The 20,969-nt window shown below is 75.8% G+C and carries 20 protein-coding genes; 10 read left to right on the top strand and 10 right to left on the bottom strand.

Features of this window, described 5'->3' with window-relative positions; translation table 11 throughout:
• Window positions 1-196 precede the first annotated feature (196 nt).
• A complete protein-coding gene (locus ACGFI9_RS14100; protein ID WP_393178364.1) occupies window positions 197-1,111 on the top strand; it encodes a DNA-3-methyladenine glycosylase family protein in 915 nt (304 codons plus the stop codon).
• On the opposite strand, the gene ACGFI9_RS14095 is transcribed toward ACGFI9_RS14100, so the two are convergent.
• Complete coding sequence (locus ACGFI9_RS14095; RefSeq protein WP_393178363.1) at window positions 1,105-1,605, bottom strand: DUF1990 family protein; 501 nt, start codon at window positions 1,603-1,605, stop codon at window positions 1,105-1,107. The two genes, ACGFI9_RS14100 and ACGFI9_RS14095, sit on opposite strands and share 7 nt — an antisense overlap.
• 90 nt (window positions 1,606-1,695) lie before the next feature.
• Here ACGFI9_RS14095 and ACGFI9_RS14090 point away from each other — a divergent pair, with 90 nt between their 5' ends.
• A complete protein-coding gene (locus tag ACGFI9_RS14090) occupies window positions 1,696-2,190 on the top strand; it encodes a GNAT family N-acetyltransferase (RefSeq protein ID WP_393178362.1) in 495 nt (164 codons plus the stop codon).
• A gap of 371 nt (window positions 2,191-2,561) precedes the next feature.
• Here ACGFI9_RS14090 and ACGFI9_RS14085 read toward each other — a convergent pair whose 3' ends face one another.
• Window positions 2,562-2,774, bottom strand: coding sequence for a hypothetical protein (locus ACGFI9_RS14085; protein ID WP_393178361.1), 213 nt, complete (start codon window positions 2,772-2,774; stop codon window positions 2,562-2,564).
• 136 nt (window positions 2,775-2,910) lie between these two features.
• Between ACGFI9_RS14085 and ACGFI9_RS14080 the strand changes: the two genes are divergently transcribed.
• Window positions 2,911-4,023 (top strand): ATP-dependent DNA ligase, encoded by a 1,113-nt coding sequence (locus ACGFI9_RS14080; protein WP_393178360.1) that lies wholly within the window; start codon window positions 2,911-2,913, stop codon window positions 4,021-4,023.
• Window positions 4,024-4,120: 97 nt separating this feature from the next.
• Entirely contained in the window at window positions 4,121-5,647 is a 1,527-nt protein-coding gene (locus ACGFI9_RS14075) for an alpha/beta hydrolase (RefSeq protein ID WP_393178476.1), read from the top strand.
• A gap of 15 nt (window positions 5,648-5,662) precedes the next feature.
• Here the strand turns inward: ACGFI9_RS14075 and ACGFI9_RS14070 are convergent, their stop codons facing one another.
• Window positions 5,663-6,922, bottom strand: a complete 1,260-nt coding sequence (locus ACGFI9_RS14070; protein WP_393178359.1) for a YncE family protein — start codon at window positions 6,920-6,922, stop codon at window positions 5,663-5,665.
• Between the two features lie 171 nt (window positions 6,923-7,093).
• Between ACGFI9_RS14070 and ACGFI9_RS14065 the strand changes: the two genes are divergently transcribed.
• Entirely contained in the window at window positions 7,094-8,248 is a 1,155-nt protein-coding gene (locus ACGFI9_RS14065; protein WP_393178358.1) for a helix-turn-helix domain-containing protein, read from the top strand.
• Between the two features lie 14 nt (window positions 8,249-8,262).
• On the opposite strand, the gene ACGFI9_RS14060 is transcribed toward ACGFI9_RS14065, so the two are convergent.
• Window positions 8,263-8,772: a potassium channel family protein gene (locus ACGFI9_RS14060; RefSeq protein ID WP_393178357.1), complete on the bottom strand. Its 510-nt coding sequence runs from the start codon at window positions 8,770-8,772 to the stop codon at window positions 8,263-8,265.
• 72 nt (window positions 8,773-8,844) lie between these two features.
• On the opposite strand from ACGFI9_RS14060, the gene ACGFI9_RS14055 reads away from it, so the two are divergent.
• Window positions 8,845-9,297, top strand: coding sequence for a GNAT family N-acetyltransferase (locus tag ACGFI9_RS14055; RefSeq protein ID WP_393178356.1), 453 nt, complete (start codon window positions 8,845-8,847; stop codon window positions 9,295-9,297).
• 99 nt (window positions 9,298-9,396) lie between these two features.
• Window positions 9,397-9,927: a hypothetical protein gene (locus ACGFI9_RS14050; protein WP_393178355.1), complete on the top strand. Its 531-nt coding sequence runs from the start codon at window positions 9,397-9,399 to the stop codon at window positions 9,925-9,927.
• Here the strand turns inward: ACGFI9_RS14050 and ACGFI9_RS14045 are convergent.
• From ACGFI9_RS14045 to ligD, 5 genes are all read right to left on the bottom strand, one after another.
• On the bottom strand, window positions 9,917-10,636 hold the full coding sequence (locus ACGFI9_RS14045; RefSeq protein ID WP_393178354.1) for an ABC transporter ATP-binding protein: 720 nt from the start codon (window positions 10,634-10,636) through the stop codon (window positions 9,917-9,919). The two genes, ACGFI9_RS14050 and ACGFI9_RS14045, sit on opposite strands and share 11 nt — an antisense overlap.
• Window positions 10,633-11,676: an ABC transporter ATP-binding protein gene (locus tag ACGFI9_RS14040; RefSeq protein ID WP_393178353.1), complete on the bottom strand. Its 1,044-nt coding sequence runs from the start codon at window positions 11,674-11,676 to the stop codon at window positions 10,633-10,635. Before ACGFI9_RS14040 ends, ACGFI9_RS14045 begins: the two co-directional genes overlap by 4 nt.
• A 1-nt stretch (window position 11,677) precedes the next feature.
• A complete protein-coding gene (locus tag ACGFI9_RS14035) occupies window positions 11,678-14,407 on the bottom strand; it encodes an FtsX-like permease family protein (RefSeq protein ID WP_393178352.1) in 2,730 nt (909 codons plus the stop codon).
• Window positions 14,408-14,483: 76 nt separating this feature from the next.
• The gene (locus ACGFI9_RS14030) at window positions 14,484-17,669 is read right to left on the bottom strand and encodes an FtsX-like permease family protein (protein ID WP_393178351.1); all 3,186 of its coding nucleotides are present in this window, start codon (window positions 17,667-17,669) and stop codon (window positions 14,484-14,486) included.
• A gap of 112 nt (window positions 17,670-17,781) precedes the next feature.
• Window positions 17,782-18,810: a non-homologous end-joining DNA ligase gene (gene ligD, locus ACGFI9_RS14025; protein WP_393178350.1), complete on the bottom strand. Its 1,029-nt coding sequence runs from the start codon at window positions 18,808-18,810 to the stop codon at window positions 17,782-17,784.
• Between the two features lie 47 nt (window positions 18,811-18,857).
• Here ligD and msrB point away from each other — a divergent pair, with 47 nt between their 5' ends.
• Window positions 18,858-19,268, top strand: coding sequence for a peptide-methionine (R)-S-oxide reductase MsrB (gene msrB, locus ACGFI9_RS14020; RefSeq protein ID WP_393178349.1), 411 nt, complete (start codon window positions 18,858-18,860; stop codon window positions 19,266-19,268).
• Between the two features lie 40 nt (window positions 19,269-19,308).
• Here the strand turns inward: msrB and ACGFI9_RS14015 are convergent, their stop codons facing one another.
• Window positions 19,309-19,584: an isoamylase early set domain-containing protein gene (locus ACGFI9_RS14015; protein ID WP_393178348.1), complete on the bottom strand. Its 276-nt coding sequence runs from the start codon at window positions 19,582-19,584 to the stop codon at window positions 19,309-19,311.
• A 156-nt stretch (window positions 19,585-19,740) separates the two neighbouring features.
• Here ACGFI9_RS14015 and ACGFI9_RS14010 point away from each other — a divergent pair, with 156 nt between their 5' ends.
• Complete coding sequence (locus ACGFI9_RS14010) at window positions 19,741-20,001, top strand: Prokaryotic metallothionein (RefSeq protein WP_393178347.1); 261 nt, start codon at window positions 19,741-19,743, stop codon at window positions 19,999-20,001.
• A gap of 379 nt (window positions 20,002-20,380) precedes the next feature.
• Window positions 20,381-20,968, top strand: a complete 588-nt coding sequence (locus ACGFI9_RS14005) for a redoxin domain-containing protein (RefSeq protein WP_393178346.1) — start codon at window positions 20,381-20,383, stop codon at window positions 20,966-20,968.
• Window position 20,969: the final 1 nt, after the last annotated feature.

The raw sequence follows: 20,969 nt of genomic DNA, 5'->3' as shown, positions 1-20,969 counted from the left end.
GGGGGTGGGGGCGGCGGGGTGGGGGGGCGGCCCGCCCCGGCGTCTCCGGCGGGGGGGGGCCGCCCCGGCGGCCGGGGGGGGGGGGGCGGGGGCCCCCCCCCCCCGGCCGCCCCCCGCGATTCTCTGCCCGACCGGCCCCGCAGCGGCACGGCCATGCCGATGCCGGGTCGAGGGGCCGTCGTGGCAGAGTGGCGGGGTGACCTCCCCCGCCGCCCGCCGGACGCTGCGCCCGCCGGCCGGCTACCGGCTGGCCGCGTCGGTCCGCGGGCTCACCTTCAGCCCGTACGATCCGTGCGCCCGGGTCGCCGCCGGCACCTTCTGGTGGGCCACCCGCACCCCGGCCGGACCGGCCACGCTCGCGCTGCGGCCCGAGGCGGGCGAGCTGGTCGCCGAGGGGTACGGCCCCGGCGCGGACTGGGCGGTCGACCGGGCCGACGCGGTGGCCGGGCTGCGCGACGACCTCACCGGCTTCGCCGAGCTGGCGGCGGCGCACCCCCTGGTCGCCCGGCTGGCCCGGGAGCACCACGGGCTGCGGATGCCGGCCACCGGGCTGGTCTTCCCCCGGGTGCTGCGGGCCGTCTTCGAGCAGAAGGTGACCGGCAAGGAGGCGTACCGGGCGTACGCGGCGACGGTCCGGCACTTCCGGGAGCCGGCACCCGGGCCGCTGCAACCGCTGCTGCTGCCGCCGGAGGCGGCGGCCGTGGCGGCAACCCCGTACTGGGTCTTCCACCCGTTCGGCGTGGAGCAGCGCCGGGCCGACACGCTGCGCCGCGCGGCCGCCGTCGCGGACCGGCTGGAACGCTGCGCCGACGCCGCGGAGGCCACCCGCCGGCTCACCGCGATCCCCGGCATCGGGCCGTGGACCGCCGCCGAGGTGGTCCGGATCGCGTACGGGGACCCGGACGCGGTCAGCGTCGGCGACTACCACATCCCCAACACGGTGGCCTGGGCGCTCGCCGGGGAGCCGCGCGGCGACGACGCCCGGATGCTGGCGCTGCTGGAGCCGTTCCGCGGCCACCGGGGCCGGGTCTGCCTGCTGCTGGAGGCCGCCGGGATCCAGGCGCCCCGGTACGGGCCCCGGGCGAGCATCCGCTCCTTCGCCGCCTACTGACCGGCACAGAGCCGGCGCAGGGTCCGTCCCAGCCACCAGGCGTACGCGTGCTGCACGGCCCGGGCGGCCGGCGCGACCGCGCGGATCCACCGGCGGGCCGGGCGGCTGAAGGCGGTGACCTCGAACACGACGGCGTCCCCCTCGCGGAGCACCAGGAACGCCTCCTCGCCGATCTCCGGGTGCCCGGGCAGCGTGCCGTAGCCGAAGCCGGCGCGGTCCGGCTCCGCCACCGTCCAGACCACCTCGGTGGGCCCCCAGATCCGCAGCGGACCGACCCCGAGACCCGGGGTGACCCGCACGCCCGCCTCGGCGCGCGGCGCGTCGGTACGCATCACCACCCCCGCCGCCCGGTGCAGCCGCCAGCCGAGCACCGCGTCCGCCGCGACGGTGAAGCAGCCGTCCGGCAGCCGGACCCGGTGGCGCAGGTGGTCGTAGCCGGCCGGCAGGCGTCCGTCGCGGGTCGCCCCCACCTCGGGGTACGTCAACTCGGGCACGGGCCGCCTCCTCGCGCGGGATCCCGCCAGCGTACGGCGGGCGGGTGGGCCGCGCGGCCTGGGCCCGGCGGGCTGTGGTGGGCTTTCCGGGTGACCGATCAGGTGACCATCGCCCCCGCCGGTGTCGCGGACGCCGGCGAGATCCTCACCGTGCAGCGCGCCGCGTACCTGGTGGAGGCGCAACGCTACGCCGACCCGTTCCTGCCACCGCTGACCGAGACCCTGGACGAGATCCGGGCCGCCCTCGCCGGCCCGACGACCGTGCTGGCCGCCCGGCTCGGGTCGCGGCTGATCGGCTCGGTGCGTGCCTGGATCGCGGACGACACCGCGCACGTCGGGCGGCTCTCCGTCGCCCCCGACCAGCAGGGCCGGGGCGTCGGCGGGCGGCTGCTCACCGCGATCGAGGCGGCCTGCGCCGGTCGGGTGGCCCGGTTCGCGCTGTTCACCGGGGCGGACAGCGCGGAGAACCTGCGGCTGTACGCCCGCCGCGGCTACCGGGTGGTGGCGCACCGGCCGGACGAGAACGGGAACCCCCTCGCGGTGCTGGAGAAGACGCTCGACCCACCGGCCGGACCGACCGTCTGACCGCCTGGGGGTCCGGCCTCCCGGCGGTCTGGCACCCGCTGCCGGCGTTCATCGCGCGGTCGGCGGCCCGTCCACCACGCCGGCGGCCGGCGGCTCGGCACATCTCCGGAGAGCGATATGTCTCTGAGGCATATTTATGCCGCAGAGACACATCGCTCTGAAGTGGAGTCTTGCGGATGGGCGTCACGCAGGGTGAGGAAGGCCCAAGGGGAGCTTGGCTACCCCTGCCCGACCAGCCAGGCGAGCGGGTCGGGATCCAGCCGGCGGGCGGCGGTCAGCGAGGGGTCTGATCCGCTCTCCGCCGGTCGGGCGCGATCCGGAGTCAGCCGCCGGGCGCGTCCCGGGTTCAGCCGGCCGGGCACGGTCCCGGGTCAGGCGGCCTGGTGGAGGTCGGCCAGGCCGACCGGGGCGTACCGGCGGAGCAGCTCCTCCAGCTCCGCTACCGAGGCGACCTCGCCGATGACGTTGGCGCCGCCGCCGAGCTCGGCGCGGTACCGGTGCACCAGCCGGTAGCGGTACCGCCCTCGGATCAGCTCGACGCTGACCCGCCAGCGTCCGCAACACTCGCAGATCCACTCCGGCACGCCGCGAACGGTAGCGCTGACCTGCGGTTTCACCATCCGGGCGGGCGGGACGAACGGGTCGGGGCGGGGACACGCCACCCGGCACCGCCGGTGATCTGCCTCACGACTGTCGGTGGCGTCTGATTGACTGGTCGCCGTGGACCTGCCGATCAATCCGCCGGTCGAGCCGATGCTGGCCAAGAGCGTGCCCCAACTGCCCACCACGCCCGGCATGACGTACGAGCCGAAGTGGGACGGCTTCCGCTGCATCATCTTCCGCGACGGCGACGAGGTCGAGCTCGCCAGCCGCGGCGGCAAGACGATGACCCGCTACTTCCCGGAGGTGGTCGAGCAGGCGCTCCGCCAGCTGCCGCCGCGATGCGCGGTCGACGGCGAGCTGATCGTGATCCGCCGCGACGGCCCGGGTGGCCAGCCCCGGCTCGACTTCGAGCTGCTCGCCCAGCGGATCCACCCGGCCGCCTCGCGGGTGAAGCTGCTCGCCGAGACCACCCCGGCCGACTTCGTCGCCTTCGACCTGCTCGCCCTCGACGACGAGCTGCTCACCGACCGGCCCTACCCGGAGCGCCGGGCCGCGCTGGAGAAGGCGCTGGCCAAGGTCCGCCCGCCGGTGCACGTCACCCAGGTCACCACCGACCCGGAGACCGCCCGGCGCTGGTTCGAGGTCTTCGAGGGCGCCGGGCTGGACGGCCTCATCGTCAAGCCGGCCGACCTGCCGTACGAGCCGGGCAAGCGGCTGATGTTCAAGGTCAAGCACGCCCGCACCGCCGACGCGGTGGTGGCCGGCTTCCGCTGGCACAAGTCCGGCCCGGTGGTCGGCTCGCTCCTGCTCGGCCTCTACGACGACGCCGGGGTGCTGCACCACATCGGGGTCAGCTCCTCGTTCACCGCGGCCCGGCGCAAGGAGCTGCTGGACGAGTTGGCGCCGTACCGGGACATCGCCGGCGACCACCCCTGGGTGCACGGCGACCACGAACGCGGGCAGCGCATCCCCGGTGGGGTGAGCCGGTGGACCGGCACGAAGAACCTCGAGTGGGAGCCGCTGCGCCCCGAACTGGTGGTCGAGGTCGGCTACGACGCGATGGAGGGCGACCGGCTGCGGCACACCGCCCAGTTCGTCCGCTGGCGCCCCGACCGTGATCCGCGCTCCTGCACGTACGACCAGCTGGAGCGCCCGATCCGCTACGACGTGGACCAGGTGCTGCGCGGGGACCCGGCGGCGACCGTCGGCGGCGGAGCCGGCCGGGCGTAGCCTGGCCGTCGACACGATCATGGAAGGCTCCCAGGTGACCCGCTTCTCCGACCGGATCCGTCGGGCCCGGCCCGCCCTGGCCGGGTTCGCCGCGGCGATGGTGCTCACCGCCGGCTGCACCCTGCCGGTGATCGCCCCGCGGACCGAGGGCCAGGGCGAGGCCGCTCCCCCGGGCACCGCGCCGACCTGGCGCGCCTGCCCGGAGGTCCCCGACGAGCTGGTCGGCCGCGGCGCGCAGGGCATGCGTTACGAATGCGCCCGGATCGCCGTACCCCGGAACTGGGGCAACGGCGCGGCGACCGGCGCGACCGCCGGGCCCGGCACCGGGGAGACCTTCGAGATCGCGCTGATCCGGATCCGGTCGGAGACGCAGCACGACCGGATCGGCTCGCTCCTGGTCAACCCCGGCGGTCCCGGCGCCTCCGGCGTGGACACCGCGGTCTACCTCTCGTTCGGCTCCGGGTTCGGCGGGCTGCCGGCCGCGGTGACCGACCGCTTCGACATCGTCGGCTTCGACCCGCGGGGGGTGGCCCGGTCCAGCCCGGTGAAGTGCATCTCCGACGCCGACCTGGACGCCAGCTTCGGCTACGACCCGGATCCGCGGAGCCAGGCGTCGTTCGACGGCTTCGCCGACCTGAACAAGCAGGTCGGGCAGCGGTGCGGCGACAAGTACGGCGACCAGCTCCCGCTCTACGGCACCGAGCAGGCGGCCCGGGACATGGACGCGGTACGCGCGGCGGTCGGCGACGACAAGCTGACCTACCTCGGCTACTCGTACGGCACCCTGCTCGGCGCGGTGTACGCCCAGCTCTACCCGAACCAGGTCCGGGCGCTGGTGCTCGACGGCGCGGTGGACCCGCGGCAGAAGCTGATCGCCGGGTCGGAGAGCCAGGCGAAGGGCTTCGAGCGGGCGTTCGACAACTTCGCCCGCTGGTGCGGGGCGAACGCCGGCCGCTGCCCGATCGCGCCGGACGCCCGGGGCGCGGTCACCTCCGCCATCGACAAGGCGAGGGTCTCCCCCGTCCGGGGCAGGGACGGCCGGGAGGCCACCGCGGGGTGGGTGTTCTACGCGGTCATCTCCTCCCTCTACACGGAGGCGGGCTGGCAGGAGCTGGCCCGGGCGATCGACTCGTTGCAGGGCGGCGACCCGACCGGGGTGTTCAAGCTCGCCGACGCCTACGCGGGCCGCGAGGAGGACGGGCACTACTCGAACCTGTTCGACGCCAACATGGCGGTGAACTGCGCGGACGAGACGGAGAAGCCGTCGATCGCGCAGATCCGCCAGCTCCAGTCGCAGTGGCGCGACAAGTACCCGCTGTTCGGTCCGGCCCTCGCGGTCGGGATGCTCGGTTGCGTGCAGTGGCCCGGCGGTCGGGACCCGTACCCCACCGGCAAGGCGGCCGGCGCGCCGCCGATCCTGGTGGTCGGCACCACCGGCGACCCGGCGACGCCGTACGAGCAGACCGGCGCGCTCGCCTCGATGCTGGGCGTCGGCCGGGTGCTGACCTGGGAGGGCGAGGGGCACACCGCCTATCCGCAGACCACCTGCGTCACGGCCGCCGTCGACGCGTACCTGATCTCGCTCACCGTCCCCCGGGAGGGGCTGCGCTGCCCCGCCCGGTGACGGTGTGCGGGCCGCTCAGCCGGCCGGCGGCGGCGTCCAGTCGGCCGGCAGGTGCCCGATGCGGACCCGCTGGGGGTGGTCGCCGACCGGGACGCTGACCACCTTCTGCCCGGTGGCGAAGTTGATCGCGGTGACCCGGTCGGCGCCGGCCTCGGAGATCACGCAGTCCCGGCCGTCCCCGCTGACGGTGGCCCAGTACGGCTTGCTGGCCGGCACCAGGGTGCCCTCCCGCAGGGTCGCCCGGTCGACGACGGTGGCGTAGTCGTCCATGGTGCCGGCGACGCAGAGCCGGCTGCCGTCGGGGCTGACCGACAGGCCGTGGTGACGCGAGTCGTTCACCCAGGTGGTGCGGTCCTCGCTGGTGGCGGGGTTCTTCGGCAGGGTGGTGACCCGGGTGATCCGGTCGGCGGCCACGTCGTACTCGGCCAGCCCGTTGAAGAAGGAGACCTGGAAGTAGAGGGTGCGCCCGTCCGGGGTGAACACGGCCGGGCGGACGGCGTCGGAGAGGTCCCGGCGGCCGGCCGCGTCCAGCCGGGGCCGCATGTCGATCACCTTGACGACCTGGAAGGTGCTGGTGTCGGCGACGGTGATCCGCCGGTCTCCCTTGGTCCAGTCGAGCCAGGGGGCGTCGAGGTCGGTGTTCACCTCGCCGATGGACATGTTCCACAGGTACCGGCCGCCGTCGGTGAAGATGTTCTCGTGCGGCTTGTCCCCGGTGGGGAAGGAGCCGAGCTGCTGGCCGGTGCGGATGTCCAGCACGTGCACGGTGTTCGAGGTCGAGGCGGAGACGGCGACCCGGGTGCCGTCCGGTGACACGGCCATGTGGTCGGAGCGGTAGCCGGACACCGGGAAGCGCCAGCGGATCCGGCCGGTGGCCAGGTCGAGGGAGACGACGTCGGCGAAGCTGGGCCGGGACACCACCAGGGCGGTGCCGTCCGGCGTGGTGTACATGTCGTCGACGAGCTGGTCGTGGCCCTCGCCGGGGCCTTGGCGGATGCCGAGGAAGAAGGCGAGCCGGACCGGGTTGAGGTAGATCTCGTGGAGCCGCTCGTCCCGGTCCGGGACGACGTTGATCCGGCCCAGCCGGGCGTAGTCGCCGTGCGAGCGGATCACGTCGGCGGTGCCCGCCCAGTTGTTGCCGACGAACATCACCTCCTGCAGGGCGGCGGCGTCGGCGAAGGCCCGGGGCTCGGCCGCCACCGGGGCCGCCGGGACGGTGACGGCGAGGGCGGCGAGCACGGCGAGGGTACGGCGCGGGCGGGACGGGTGCGGCATGAACGCCTCCTGGGGAGCGGTCGTGGGATTGACATTCCTCTGTGGGGAAGCCGGTGTTACCTTGCGGTAACAATCAGCAGAGCAACCGGCCGGGCACCCCGGATAGGGGCCGGGCGCCAACGCCCCCGGCTCCGGTTGTGCCGCGGCGACAACGGGAGGCGGCGGGAGGCGATGGCCCGGACCGGAGGCGCCACCTCCTTCGGAGCGCTGCTGCGCGACCTGGTGTCCGACCCGGTGGCCGTCGAGGAGGTGGTCCGCGCCGCCCGCGCGCACTCGCCCGAGGTGGGCCGGCTCCCGCCGGCGGAGGTCCGCCGGCAGGTGACCCTCCTGCTCGGCTGCGGCCTGGGCGCGCTGGAACGCCGGGAGGACCCGGGCGAGCGGGAGTTCGCCGAGGCCCGCCGGCTGGGCGCCGACCGGGCGGCGCAGGGGATCTCCGTCGCCGGGCTGCTGCGTGGCGTGCAGGCCGGCCGGGACCGGGCGGTGGAGCTGGTGGTCCGGCACGGGCGGGCCGCCGGGATACCGGACGACGTGCTGCTGGAGGGCCTCGTCACGATCGGCCGGTACGCCGCCGCGGTGGAGCGTGCCGTGGTCGACGGCCACCGGGCCGCCGAGCGGGAGCTGACCGCCGCCGAAGGGCCGGACCGCGCGCGGCTGCTGCGGCGCCTGCTGCTCGGGGTGCCGGCGGGCGAGCCGGCGGCGGAGCTGACCCGGTTCGGGTTACGCCCGGACGGGCGCTACCACTGCCTGGTCGCGGAGCGCCCCGACCCGGTCCGGGCGCACGCCGTGGCGCGCCGGTTCGCCCGCTGCGGGGGCGTGCTCGGCCCGGTCGAGGACCGGCTCGCCGGCCTGCTCCCCCGGCTGCCGGCGGACGCCTCGCCCCCGCCGGACGTGCTGGTGGTGGTCGCGCCCGCGCAGCCGCTGGACCGGGCGCCGGCGATGTACGCGCTCTGCGTGGCCGCGCTGCGGACCGCGGCCCACCGCCGGCTCCGCGGCCTGCACCTGCTCACCGACCTGGCCGGGGAGACCGCGCTGGACGCCCAGCCGGCCCTGGCCGCGCTGCTCCGGGGCGCCCTGCTGGGCGGCCTCGACCCGGCCGAGGAGTTCCACCGCGAGCTGGCCTGCACCGCGCTGGCCTACCTGGACCACGGGCAGCGGCTGGACCAGGCCGCCGCCGCCCTGCACGTGCACCCGAACACCGTGCGGTACCGGCTGCGCCGGCTCCGGGAGCTCACCGGTGGGCCCCCGGTGGAGGACGGGGCACGGTGGACGGTGCGGCAGACCCTGCACTGGTGGTGGGCCCTGCGCACCTGGCTGGACCACCGCTGAGCCGAGCGGCGGCCTCACGGCCGACGGCGCCTCCTCGATCGCGCCGACCGCTGCCAGAGCGGGGCGTCGCTGCCCGGCGCGTTGAGCGGTTGGCGGGGCTCCGGCTCGGGCACCTCGATGCCCTGCCGGGCCGCCATCTCCTCCAGCAGCGCCCGCAGCCGGCGTACGTCGGCCTTCAGCTCCTCCTGCTCGTCGTGTTCGAAGGCGTCGTCGTCGACGATGAGCCGGCTGGCGAAGTGCGCGGTGATCAGCGGGATCACCAGCAGCACCATGGTGGAGATGAGCAGCGCGGCGAGGAACCGCCCCTCGAAGGTGGTCGGCGAGATGTCGCCGTAGCCGACGGTGGAGGCGGTCACCACCGCCCACCAGACCGAGTCGGCGGCACTCTTGTGCTCGGCGTGGCTGTAGAGGATGCCCGCCACCACGATCATCAGCAGGTACGACCCGATGAGGGTCCGCGGCGAGTTGGCGAACCACACGAGACCCCGGTAGATCCAGCGGAACGGCAGCAGCAGGACGTCCATGGCGACATGCTGCCCGGTACGGGCAACCCCGCCGCCGGACATCGCCGGTCACCGCTGTGTCAGGCTGCCGGCATGACCGACGTGATCTTCCGGGAGGCGGTCCGGGCGGACCTGCCGGCCGTCATCGCCCTGCTCGCCGACGACGTGCTGGGGAAGGCCCGCGACTTCACCGAGGTGGACGAGGCGTACGAGCGCGCGTTCGCCGACATCACCGCCGACCCGCGCAATCACCTGGTGGTCGCGGACCTCGGGGGTGAGCTGGTCGGCTGCATGCAGATCACGTACATCCCCGGGTTGGGCCGGCACGGCGCCGAGCGGTCGCTGATCGAGTCGGTGCGGGTCCGCTCGGACCTGCGCGGGCGGGGGCTGGGCCGGGAGATGATGACCTGGGCGATCGACCGGGCCCGGGAGCGGGGCTGCGCGCTGGTGCAGCTCACCACCGACAAGTCCCGCACCGACGCGCACCGCTTCTACCGCAACCTCGGCTTCGTGGCCAGCCACGAGGGGATGAAGCTGACGCTCTGACGCCGCGCTCCCCCGCTCCGGGGAGCCGGTTCCCCGCCGGGCGGGACGGCCGGGGCCGGCCACCGGGCCAGGCTGGACGGGCAGTCGAGGAGGAACGCCATGCCCGTCACCGCCGTACCGTCCGGCCCGCTCGTCCACCGGCCCGCCCCCGCCTGGGCGGTCCGCGTCGCCCACCTGATCCCGCTGGTCGTGCTCCCCTCCGGCCTGTGGCGGATCGCCCTGGTCGCCGGGGTGCCGATCGGCGCGGCGGCGCACGGCGCTCCCGTCCGCCCCGGCTTCGGGGAGAGCGCCTACATCGTCTCGCTGAGCCTGGTGTCGGAGGCGCTGGCGCTGCTCTCCCTGGGCCTGGTCCGCCCCTGGGGTGAGGTCTTCCCGCGGTGGCTGCCGCTGCTGCGCGGCCGGCGGGTGCCGCCGCCGTTCGCGGTCACCGTCGCCACCGCCGGCGCCGTCGCGGTCACCCTGATCTGGGGGTACGCCGCCTGGGGCGTCGTCGTCCGCGGCAACGACCTCGGCTTCACCCCGTCCGGCTTCGCCCTCCTGGTGGCCTGCTACCTCCCCCTCCTCCTCTGGGGTCCCCTCCTGTTCGCCCTGGTCCTCTCCTACCGCCACCGCCACCGGGTCAGTCGTTGACCAGGCGGCCGTCGCGCAGGGTGAGGGTACGGTCGGCCATCTCGATCAGGGCCGGGTCGTGGGTGGCCACCAGGGCGGTCATGCCCTTCGCGTGCACCACGGCACGCAGCAGGTCCATGATGGAGCGGCCGGTTTCCGAGTCGAGCTGGCCGGTCGGCTCGTCGGCGATGAGCAGGGCCGGCTCGTTGGCCAGCGCCCGGGCGACGGCCACCCGCTGCTGCTGCCCGCCGGAGAGCTCGTACGGGCGTTGCGCGGCGTGCCCGCCCAGCCCGACCAGCTCCAGCAGCACGGCGACCCGCTGCTCCCGCTCCGCCGCCGGCACCTTGGCCAGCCGCAGCGGCACCCCGACGTTCTCCGCCGCCGACAGGATCGGCACCAGGCCGAAGGTCTGGAAGACGAACCCGACGGTCCCCCGGCGCAGCGCCAGCAGCTCCCGCTCGCTCGCCGCGGTCACGTCGTGCCCGGCCACCCGGACCCGGCCGGTGTCCGGCCGGTCCAGTCCGCCGACGAGGTTCAGCAGGGTGGTCTTGCCGGCGCCGGAGCGGCCCCGGACGGCGACCAGCTCACCCCGGCCGGCGGAGAAGGAGACGTCCCGGACCGCGTGCACCGCGTGCTCGCCCTTGCCGAAGGTGCGGCTCACCCCCTCCACCCGGACCACCTCGTCGATGGTGACGGCCCGGGCCGGGGCCAGGATCGACTGCTCGCTCATCGCTCGTTCTCCTCGGTGTGCGCCCGGTCACCGGGCCGCACCTCGACGTGGTCGGGTTCCAGGTTGAGCCGGACCCGGTCGCGCAGCGACAGGGCGTCCACGAAGGACGCCGGCAGCTGCATCCGGCCGGTCCGGTCGAGCACCGCGTACTCCTCGGAGACCAGCTCCGTGCTGCCGTCGGCGCCGACCCGCGCGGTCCGGCGTACCTCGGAGGAGGTCCGGCCGTCGCGGATGGCGACGGTCCGGCGGACCTGGCTCGCCACCGCGTGGTCGTGGGTGACCACCACGATGGTGACGCCCAGCTCGGCGTTGATGGTCCGCAGCGCGGCGAAGACCTCGGCCCCGGTCGCCTCGTCCAGCTCGCCGGTCGGCTCGTCGGCGAAGAGCACCTCCGGGTCGTTGGCCACCGCCACTGCCACCGCGCAACGCTGCTGCTCGCCGCCGCTCATCTGGCCGGGGCGGCGGTCCGCGCAGTAGCCGACGCCGACCAGGTCGAGCAGTTCCCGGGCGCGGGCCCGGCGGGCCCGGCGGGACCGCCCGCCGGCGAGCTTCATGGGCAGCTCCACGTTCTCCAGCGCGGTCAGGTACGGCAGCAGGTTCCGGCCGGTCTGCTGCCAGACGAAGCCGACCACCTGGCGCCGGTACGCCAGCCGCCGCTTGTTCGACAACGCCAGCAGGTCGTAGTCGGCGACCCGGGCGATGCCGGCGGTCGGGGTGTCCAGGCCGGAGAGGATGTTGAGCAGGGTCGACTTGCCGGAGCCGGAGGCGCCCACGATCGCCAGCAGCTCGCCCCGGTCGATGACCAGGTCGAGGCCCTGGAGCGCGACCACCTCCACCCCCTCGGTCTTGAAGATGCGGACCAGGCCGTCGCAGACGATGTGCCCGCGCAACCGGTCGCGGCCGCCGGCCCGTTCGGCCGCGCGCTGCGCGGCGCGCTGCTGCAGGTCGGCCAGGTCCGGCACGGCGGACGCTGGCTGTCCGGGGTCGCGGCGCGGCGTCAGACGGGCCGAGCCCGGATGGCCATAGGCGGTCCCTGTCATCTCAGCTCTCCTCTCCGAGCCGGAGCACCTCGCCGAGGCGCATCCGGCGGTTGTTCAGGGCCTCGACGGCGACCGCGAAGCCGAGGGCCAGCACGGCGAGGCCCAGCACGCCGGCCACCAGACCGGGTTCGAAACGCACCGGCACCGCCACCCCGCCGGTGAACGCGGGCAGGCCGAGCACCGGGGTGAGGAGCAGCGGCAGCAGCGCGCCGACCACCGCACCGGTGAGCACCGAGACGAGCACCAGCGGGGTCAGCTCGACCAGCAGCAGCCCCCGCCACTGCCGGCGGGACAGCCCCATGGTGCGCAGCCGGGACAGCACCTGCCCCCGGCCGCGCGCCCCGGCGAGGACCGCGAACGCGAGCGCCAGCAGGCCCAGCAGCCCGCCGCCGACCGCGCCGATGGTGAAGCCGAACACCAGCAGCCCGTTCACCCCGCTGCCGCCCAGGTCGGCGCGGACCGCCGACCGGGTGAGCACCTCCGGCTGCCGGGGCCGTTCCCCGCCGGTGACCGTGCCGGCGCGCTGGTAGCGCTGCTGCCCCTCGTCGGCGGCCCGGGCCACCGCCGCCGGGTCCACCCGCTCCCCGGCCAGCAGGAAGCCGGTGGGGGCGAGCGGGTGCGGGGCGTCCGCCGGGAGCGCCGGCCAGGGCGCCACCAGGAAGCGCTCCACCCCCTGGTCGACCAGCGGGAACGCGTCCACCGTGGCGGCCGTCCGCACCGGCAGGCGGTTGCCCTGCACGTCCACCCAGGCCGGGCGGCGGCCGTCCCGGTCGGCCAGCCCCGCCTCGGCGAACTCCTCGGCGAGCGCCGGGGAGACCAGCACCGGCAGCGGCGTGCTGCCGGCTCCGGTGGCGGGCGCCGGGTCGGGGACGGTCACCTGGACGCCCGCGCGGCGGGCCACCTCGGCGAAGCGCGCGCCGTCGACCAGCAGGACGCGGGTGCCGCCGACCCCGCCGAACCGGCCGGCCTGGTCGGCGTACGGCCGCTGGTCGGCCTCGGCCAGCAGCGGGGTGACCGCCCGTACGCCGGGCAGGGCGGCCAGCGCCTCGGTGGTGTCCGGCGCGAACCGCTCCCCGCGGACCAGGACGTCGCCGGGGACGGCGCGGGCCGCGGCCCGGTCCCGCCCGGCCTCGATGCCGGCGGCCACCACCCCGCAGAACGCGGCGGTGGCGATGGCCAGCACCACCACGACGAGCGGGCCGGTGGCGGCGGCCCGGCCGGCGCGGGCGGTGCCGAGGAACGCGACGCTGCCCCGGGCCCGGGCGGCGGCCCGGCTGAGCAGCCGCAGCGGCCACGGATACGCGCGCAGCGCCAGCAGGGCCGCGGCGACCGCCAGCAGCACCGGCACCGACACCAACAGCGGATCCACCGAACCGTCGAGGGTGAGTCCCCGCCGGCGCAGCAGGAACGCCCCGAGCGCGGCCACCCCCAGCACGGTCGCCTCGACGGTGAGCCGGATCGTGGTGGAGCGGGCGCCGACCAGGTCGGCACGCCCGTCGCCGCCCCGGGCGGCGGTGAGCGCGGTGACCGGCGGGACCAGCGTGGCCAGCACCCCGGCGAGCAGCACCCAGCGCAGCTCGGTGCCGGCCCCGGGGAGCCGCCCGCCGAGCAGCCAGCCGGCGCCCGCGGCGAGCGGCAGCACCAGCGCCGACTCGGCGAGACCGCGCCGCAGCACCGCCCCGGTCGAGCCGCCCCGGGCCCGGAGCAGTTGGTACTCGGCGCGTCGCCGGCGGGCGGCGAGCCGGGCGGCGAGCAGGGTCAGCCCGGCGAGGGTGGCGAGCAGCCCGGCGGCGATGACGGCGAGCAACGTACGGGCCGAGGCGAGCGACTCGGCGAACCGCCGCAGCGGAATGTCGACGCCCTGGGTGAGGGTGAGCCCGGCCGGGCGGGTCCGCTCCAGCGCGGCGATCCCGTCGATCATCGCGCCGAGCTGTCCGGGGTTGAGCCGGTCCGGGGCCACCCGGTAGCGCCAGGCGAAGGTGATCGGCCAGCCGGCGGTGGCCGCCGCGTCGAAGCCGGCGTCGGCGGTGTACCCGACGGCCAGGTACGGATCGCCGTCGCCCTCGGGCGGGGTGAGCCGCAGCATCGTCGGCAGGGCGTCCCAGATCCCGTCGCCCGGATCGGTGGGCCGGAACACCCCGACCAGCTCGACCGTCCGGGTCCGCATCGGTTGGTTGTCCCGGTCCAGGATGGCCAGGCGGAACCGGTCCCCGGCGCGCACCTTGAGCGGGCCGGCCACCGTCTCGGCGAGCGCCACCTCGATCGCGCCCTCCCCGGTGACTCCCGCCTCGGGCCAGCGCCCCTCGACCAGCGTGGCCGCCGGGCGGAGCCCGGACACCGTCCGCAGGCTGAGGTCGATCAGTCCCTTGTCGGAGGTCAGCGTCGGGCCGGTCAGGCGGGCGAACGCGGTCTGCGCCTGGTACCAGCGCTCCCCGACGGCCTGCCGCACGGCCGCCGGCATCCGCGCCTCGACGGTGGCCAGCTCATCGGACCGCCCGGCGGCGATCCGGGAGGCGGTACGCGGCACGATCGTCGGCTCGGTGGTGTACGTGAGGTCGCGGCGGGCCACCGGCTGGCCGGCCACGTACTCGCGCAGCCCCTGCCCGGTGAGCCGGTCGGCGACCCGGGGCACCGCCGTGATCAGCAACGCGGTGACCAGCGTCAGCACGGCGAGCAGCAGGAAGTGCCCTCCGTACGCCCGGACCCGCCGGACCGCCGCGAACAGGCTCATGCCGCCACCTCGCTTCGCTCGGTGCCGGCCTGAGCAACCACGGCGCTGCGCCGATGAGTCGCTCGCTGACGCTCGCTCATCGCTCTCCCCCGATCCGGAGCTGGGCGGCGGCCACCCGCTGGCGGAGGCCGGTGGTGATGACGGCGGCGAAGGCCAGGGCGGCCAGCAGCAGCCCGCCGGCGGTCAGCCCGATCGGCGTCCACGCCATGGTGAAGAGGGCCTCGGGCACCGGCCGGCCGGCGGCCGGGGTGAGGATCACCAGCGGCACCATGGTGGCCGCCACGCCGGCGCCGACCAGCAACCCGACCCCGACCCCGATGCCGGCCAGGAACGCCTGCTCGGCGAGGAGGGCCCGGGCCAGCAGCCGGGTGTTCGCGCCCAGCGTGTGCAGCACGGCGAACTCGGTCAGCCGGTGCCGGGCGGTGGCCCACACGTCGACGGCCAGGCCGACCAGGGCGAGCAGCACCGCGCCGAGGGCGGCGGCGAGCAGGCCGGTGCGGGCGCCCCGCCAGTAGGGGTCCCGGTCGGCCGCCGCCGCCACCTGGCGGCGGTCCAGCAGGGTGGTGCCGGGCAGGTCGGCGAGCGCGGACGCCGCGGCGGCGTGGCCGGCGGTGTCGGTACGCAGCCACCACTCGGCCGTCGGGCGGACGTTGCCCTGCTGGCGGATCAGCAGGTTGGTGGCGCTCGGCAGGTCCAGCAGCACCCCGTCGCCGGTGGTGCCGGGCACCGCCTCGACCTGGCCGACCACCTTCACCGGCAGGGTGACGCCGGACAGGGCGAGCGAGACCGTGTCGCCGGTGCGCACGTTCAGCGCGGCGGCGACCCCGGGTGTGACCAGGGCCGGTACGGGTGGATCGTCCCCGACCGGGGCCACGGCGAAGCGGGCGATCGGCTGGCGGGCGAATTCGAGCAGGCCGTCCGGCAGTTTGATGTCGTGGGTGCCGTCCACGGTCGTCCCGGTGACCGCGGCCAGCCCGTGTGGCCCCTGCTGGGTGTCGCTGAGCCGCCAGCTCCCGTTGAGCGGCAGGGGCAGCGGGCCACCGGCGGCGTCGGTCAGCCGGAGCCCCTCGATCCGCAGGCGGTAGCTGACCCCGACAGCCGACCCACCGTCGGCCTCGAACCCGGCCAGCCGCAGCGGGGCGCCACCGGTGCCGGGCAGCGGCACCGAGAAGGGCACCGGCCGGCCGTCGCCCTCGCCCACCGCCAGCGGCAGCCGCCAGGCGCCGCCGTCGTCGGTGGTGAGCAGCGCGGACACCGCCACCTGCGGCGGGGCGAACGCCGACCGGACCGGGGTGCGCACGGTGCCGGAGAGGGTCGTCGCGCCGTCGGGCAGGACGACCCCGGCGGGGTCGGGCCGACCCGTGACCAGCCGGTCGAGCAGCGCGTCGGTCGAGGCCCCGCCGGCCGCGTCGGCGAGCCGGAGCACCCCGGTCGCGGCGGCCGCGTCGAGGCTCACCACGGTGGCCGGCCGGTCGTCGCGGCCGAGCCGAACGTCGTCCCGCCAGGCCGGCAGCGCGCGGTCCAGCCCGGGTACGGCGGCCAGCCGGGAGAACCGGTCGACGGGGGCGACGCCGTTCCGCTCGACCAGTCGCAGGTCGGCGCCGACCGTGTGCCGGGCCTGGTCCCGCTGCGACCGTTCCCAGGAGGCCACCAGGGACCAGGCGAGGGTGCTGCCACCGACGGCGAGGGCGAGCAGCAGCACCGGCCCGGCGTGCGGCCGGCGGCCGGCCTGCCACATGCCGAACATGGTGGCCGTCCACGGGCGCCGGTCGACGAACCGTTCCGCGAGCCGGGTCGCCGGGGGAAGCAGCCGCAGCGCGACGACCGCGCCGGCCAGCACGCCGAGGGTGGGCGCGGCGGCGAGCAGCGGATCGATGCCGAGGCTCCCGCCGGCCCCGGCCAGCGGCGAGGAGTACTGCCGCAGCTGGGTCCAGGCGAGCACGGCCAGCGCGACGAGTGCCAGGTCGACGCTGGCCCGCTGCACGGCGGCGCTGCGGGTCGGGCGGGACCGGGCGGCCATGTCGGCGACGTAGGTGCCGGCCCGGCGCAACGACGGCACCACCATGGCGAGCAGGCAGCCGACCGCGGCGGCGACCGCGACCGTCCAGACCCGGCCGAGACCGCCGCCGGTCAGGCCCAGGTCCGCGCCGAGCCGGTGTACGGCCTGGCCGGTCAACGGCGGGGCGAGCAGCACGGCCGGGGCCACCACCAGGGTGGCCTCCCGGACGGCGAGGCCGGCGAGCTGTCCCCGGGCGGCACCCCGGGCGCGCAGCAGCGCCGTCTGCGCCCGCCGGTCCTCGTTGAGCAGCGCGGCGACCAGCACCAGCGCGTACCCGCCGAGGACCACGATCAGCAGCAGCGGGGTGAGCAGCGCGGACCGGCCGACCAGGTCGGCCCGCCCGAGCCGGTCGGCGAGCCGGTCCAGGTGGCTGACGGCCTGGGCCGAGGAGCCGAGCCCGGTGGCGTCGGGGATCTCCTCGGTGACGGTGGTGAGCGCCGAGGTGATCCCGGCGAGCCGGCTCGGCGCGACCCCGGCCAGGTCGGGGGCGACCAGCCAGGCGGCCGACGTGGAGCCGGGGAAGGTCGGCGCGAAGTCGGCCGGGTCGAGCACGAACGGCCCGTACGAGGTGACGGTCCCGGCGCCCGGGCCGTCGCCGACGCCCGGGGCGAGCCGCCAGTACGGCGCGCCGGGGTCGCGAGGCCGCCAGGTGCCGGCGAGCACCACCGCACCGGCCTTCTCGGTGCTGCGGTCGAAGAGCGGCACCCGGTCCCCGAGACGCAGCCCGAGCTGCGCGGCGACCTTCTCGGGGAGGGTGACCTGCAGCGGCGAGGCCCCGGGGGTCGGCCAGGACCCGGCGGTGAGCTGCGCGTACGTGGGCAGGTCGGCCAGGGTGGCGAGGGTGGCGAACATCGGGTCGTCGTCGACCCGGGCCGCCCCCAGGTCCCCGGTCAGCTCCCGTCCGGTGCCGTAGCGGGCGGCGGCGACGGAGACCGGCACGCCGCCCAGGCCGTCGGCGAACTGGGCCCGGACCGCCCGGTCCCGGTCGGCGTACGCGGCGGCGTCCCGGCCGCCCGAGCCGCTGACCAGCAGGCTCCGCTCCTCGGCCGGAGCGGCGTCGAGCACCGCCCGCGCCCCGGCGTCGACGGCCCGACGGTTGTAGTCGGAGAGCCCGGTGACCAACGCGACCGCGACCAGTGCCGCGACCGCGGCGGCGAGCAGCAGACCGCGCGCCTCGACGGCCCGCCTCCACACCAGCTTCATCCGACGTCCTCCCCTGCCCCGGGTGGGGCGATGTCCAGGGAGACCGTCCGGGGGGCGGGAAAGGTTCGCGCCCGTTACATGATCGTTACCGATCCCGGTCGGCGTCGCACGGTCAGGGGCGGGGGCGGTCGCGGTCCTTGGAGGGCTGCACCCGCTTCGGCTCGCCGGGCATCTTGGGATATTCCGGCGGGTACGGCAGGTCGCCCTGCCCGGCGGCGGCGTCCCGCTCGGCCCACTCCAGCAGCGGGGTGATGTCCCACGGGGCGTCGTCGATGCCGGCGTGCGGGTCGCCCCGCTCGGCGAACCGGGCCGGCACGCTGCCCAGGTGGAAGTCGTCCGGGTCCACCTCGGTCAGCTCGTCCCAGTCGACCGGGGTGGAGACGGTGGCCCGCGCGTTGGCCCGCAGCGAGTACGCGCAGGCGATGGTCCGGTCCCGGGCCATCTGGTTGAAGTCGACGAAGACCCGGCTGCCGCGCTCCTCCTTCCACCAGGCGGTGGTGACCAACTCGGGGCGGCGGCGTTCCAGCTCCCGGGCCAGCGCGATGGTGGCCCGGCGCACCTCGACGAACGTCCAGCGCGGGTGGATGCGCAGGTAGACGTGGACGCCCCGGCCGCCGGAGGTCTTCGGCCAGCCGGTCGCGCCCAGCTCGTCGAGGACGGCGCGCAGCTCGCCCGCGGCGGTGACCGCGTCGGCGAAGTCGGTGCCGGGCTGCGGGTCGAGGTCGATCCGCAGCTCGTCGGGGCGGTCGACGTCGGCGGCGCGCACCGGCCACGGGTGGAACACCACCGTGCCCATCTGCGCCGCCCAGGCCACGTGGGCCAGGTCGGCCGGGCAGAGCTCCGCGGCCTTCCGGCCGCTGGGAAAGGCGATCTCCGCGGTCCGGATCCACGGGGGTACGCCTCGGGCCGGCACCCGCTTCTGGAAGAACATCTCCCCTTCGATGCCCTCGGGGAAGCGTTGCAGGGTGGTGGGCCGGTCCCGCAGGGCCCGCATGATGCCCTCGCCCACGGACAGGTAGTAGTGGAAGACGTCCGCCTTGGTGAAGCCGCGCTGCGGGAAGATCACCCGGTCCGGGCTGCTGAGCCGTACGGTGTGCCCGGCGACCTCGATCTCCTCGGCCGCGGCCTTGCTGCCAGCCATTGGGCGACCATATGCGATGCCACCGACGCTCGGCGTACCGTTGACGGGTGAGTCTTTCCGACAACGAACTGCCCCGTACCGAGGAAGAGTGGCGGGTCCGGCTGAGCCCCGAGGAGTTCCGGGTGCTCCGCGAGGCCGGCACCGAGCGGCCGTGGACCGGCGAGTACGTCGACACCAAGACCCCGGGCGTCTACCACTGCCGGGCCTGCGGGGCGGAGCTGTTCCGCAGCGAGGACAAGTTCGACTCGCACTGCGGCTGGCCGAGCTTCGACGACGCCATCCCGGGCGCGGTGAAGGAGATCCCGGACAACACCCTCGGGATGCGGCGTATCGAGATCCGCTGCGCCCGGTGCGACAGCCACCTGGGGCACGTCTTCGAGGGCGAGGGCTTCACCCCGAAGGACACCCGGCACTGCGTGAACTCGATCTCGATCCGGCTGGAGCCGGCACAGGGCTGACGACGCGTGCGGCGCCACCGGCGACGGTGGCGCCGGGCGGTCAGAGCAGCAGTCTGCTGCCCTGCTCGTCGACCGCGTCGGCGCTGTCGTCGTCCAGCCACACCCCACCGGAGGCCAGGTAGCGGAACCGGTACTCGCCCGGGGCCAGCCGGACGGTCACCGTCCGGGTGCCGTCCCGGCGGGTCACCAGCTCGTGCCGGCCGGGCTCCCAGTCGTTGAAGCAGCCGACCACGCTCACGACGCCGGGCGGGGTGTCCCGGGGCAGGCAGAAGGTGACCCGGGTCTGGTTGCCGAAGAGCTTGCTGCGCTTGATCACGGGGTCCTCCGGGGTTCGAGGGCGGTCACCGGGCCTAACGCGCGACACGCCGGGGGCGACTCGCCGTCGAGCCGGATCAGGTTCGCCCGTTTCGGTTGCCCTCGTGTGTCGGTTGCTCGACGCTGGGGTGACGTGTCCATATCGGGGGGATTTGTAATGGCTACCTGCGAGGTATGCGGTAACGACTACTGGGGAGCGTTCGAGGTCCGCACGGCCAGCGGCGCGACGCACACCTTCGACTGCTTCGAATGCGCCATCCACCGGATGGCACCGATCTGCGAGCACTGCCAGACCAAGATCGTCGGCCACGGCGTCGAGGTCAGCGGCCGCTTCTTCTGCTGCGCGCACTGCGCCCGCGCCGTCGAGGGCGCCCAGGGCGCCGAGGTCCGCGACGCGGTCGGCGCCCGCCCGTCCTGAGGCCGCCGCGGCTCTGGCCTGATGCGGCGAGGCCCCGGCTCCGGCCTGGGATGCGGCCTGGGATGCGGCCAGCCCACCGCGGCTCCGGCCACGCCCTGCTGACCGACCTGGCGGAGGCGGCGCTCCACCCGCAGCGCCGCGCGCGTCCCGCGCCAACCTCCGGCGTGTCGCCGTCGGGACGGCACAAGGGTGGAGAGCGGTATGACTCTGAGACATAACTATGTCGCACAGTCATACCGCTCTTCAGGGGACGGCCCCCGGGAACGGAATCACCCGCCGTAGCGAAGGTGGCACCGGCTGGGGCGCGCATTGATCCAGCGAGCCAGCGGTAAGTGAGCGGTAAGGGTCGTAGCGCGCCGGGCCTGGTTAGCATCCGGCCATGCCCGCCATCAGATCAACGCTGCTGCCGCTGACCCTGACCGCCGTCCTCGCCCTCGCCGGCTGCGCCGGGACCGACCGGCCGACCGACGAGGCCGCCCCCGCCACCTCGGCTCCGGCGGCCACCACGCCTGCCGGGACGGCCGCGGCCACGCCGACCCGGACACCCCGCGCCGGCGCCCCGGTCCCGGACACCTTGGACTTCACCGCCCGCACCATCGACGGCGGGTCGTTCCGCGGCGACAGCCTCGCCGGCAAGCCGGCCGTGCTGTGGTTCTGGGCGGCCTGGTGCACCCGGTGCCGGGGCGTCGCCGACGACGTGGCCGCGCTGCGGCGGGAGCAGGCGGACCGGGTGAACCTGGTCGGCGTGGCCGGGCTGGGCAGCGGCGCGGACGCCATGCGGCGCTTCGCCACGGACACCGGCATTGCGGCCTTCCCCAACCTGGCCGACGACGAGGGCGCGGTGTGGCGCCGGTTCGGGGTCACCAGCCAGGAGTGGTACGTGCTGCTCGACTCCACCGGGAAGGTGGTGCACTCCGGGGCGCTGTCCCAGGCGGAACTGCGCCGCCGGGTCGCCGAGCTGGCCTGAC

Origin of the sequence: Micromonospora sp. NPDC048930 (genome assembly GCF_043197935.1) — a bacterium.
Classification (GTDB): Bacteria; Actinomycetota; Actinomycetes; order Mycobacteriales; family Micromonosporaceae; genus Micromonospora.
The sequence above is the reverse complement of the archived record's forward strand: the minus strand, read 5'-3'. Positions and strand labels throughout refer to the sequence as shown.

Bases quoted from the DNA above. Each gene is read 5' to 3' on its own strand.
- ACGFI9_RS14030 (WP_393178351.1), bottom strand. From the start codon at position 17,669: ATGAAGCTGGTGTGGAGGCGGGCCGTCGAGGCGCGCGGTCTGCTGCTC.
- ACGFI9_RS14065 (WP_393178358.1), top strand. From the start codon at position 7,094: ATGGCCCGGACCGGAGGCGCCACCTCCTTCGGAGCGCTGCTGCGCGAC.
- ACGFI9_RS14070 (WP_393178359.1), bottom strand. From the start codon at position 6,922: ATGCCGCACCCGTCCCGCCCGCGCCGTACCCTCGCCGTGCTCGCCGCC.
- ACGFI9_RS14035 (WP_393178352.1), bottom strand. From the start codon at position 14,407: ATGAGCCTGTTCGCGGCGGTCCGGCGGGTCCGGGCGTACGGAGGGCAC.
- ligD (WP_393178350.1), bottom strand. From the start codon at position 18,810: ATGGCTGGCAGCAAGGCCGCGGCCGAGGAGATCGAGGTCGCCGGGCAC.
- ACGFI9_RS14050 (WP_393178355.1), top strand. From the start codon at position 9,397: ATGCCCGTCACCGCCGTACCGTCCGGCCCGCTCGTCCACCGGCCCGCC.
- ACGFI9_RS14045 (WP_393178354.1), bottom strand. From the start codon at position 10,636: ATGAGCGAGCAGTCGATCCTGGCCCCGGCCCGGGCCGTCACCATCGAC.
- ACGFI9_RS14075 (WP_393178476.1), top strand. From the start codon at position 4,121: ATGGTGCTCACCGCCGGCTGCACCCTGCCGGTGATCGCCCCGCGGACC.
- ACGFI9_RS14055 (WP_393178356.1), top strand. From the start codon at position 8,845: ATGACCGACGTGATCTTCCGGGAGGCGGTCCGGGCGGACCTGCCGGCC.
- ACGFI9_RS14005 (WP_393178346.1), top strand. From the start codon at position 20,381: ATGCCCGCCATCAGATCAACGCTGCTGCCGCTGACCCTGACCGCCGTC.
- ACGFI9_RS14040 (WP_393178353.1), bottom strand. From the start codon at position 11,676: ATGACAGGGACCGCCTATGGCCATCCGGGCTCGGCCCGTCTGACGCCG.
- ACGFI9_RS14010 (WP_393178347.1), top strand. From the start codon at position 19,741: ATGGCTACCTGCGAGGTATGCGGTAACGACTACTGGGGAGCGTTCGAG.
- ACGFI9_RS14060 (WP_393178357.1), bottom strand. From the start codon at position 8,772: ATGGACGTCCTGCTGCTGCCGTTCCGCTGGATCTACCGGGGTCTCGTG.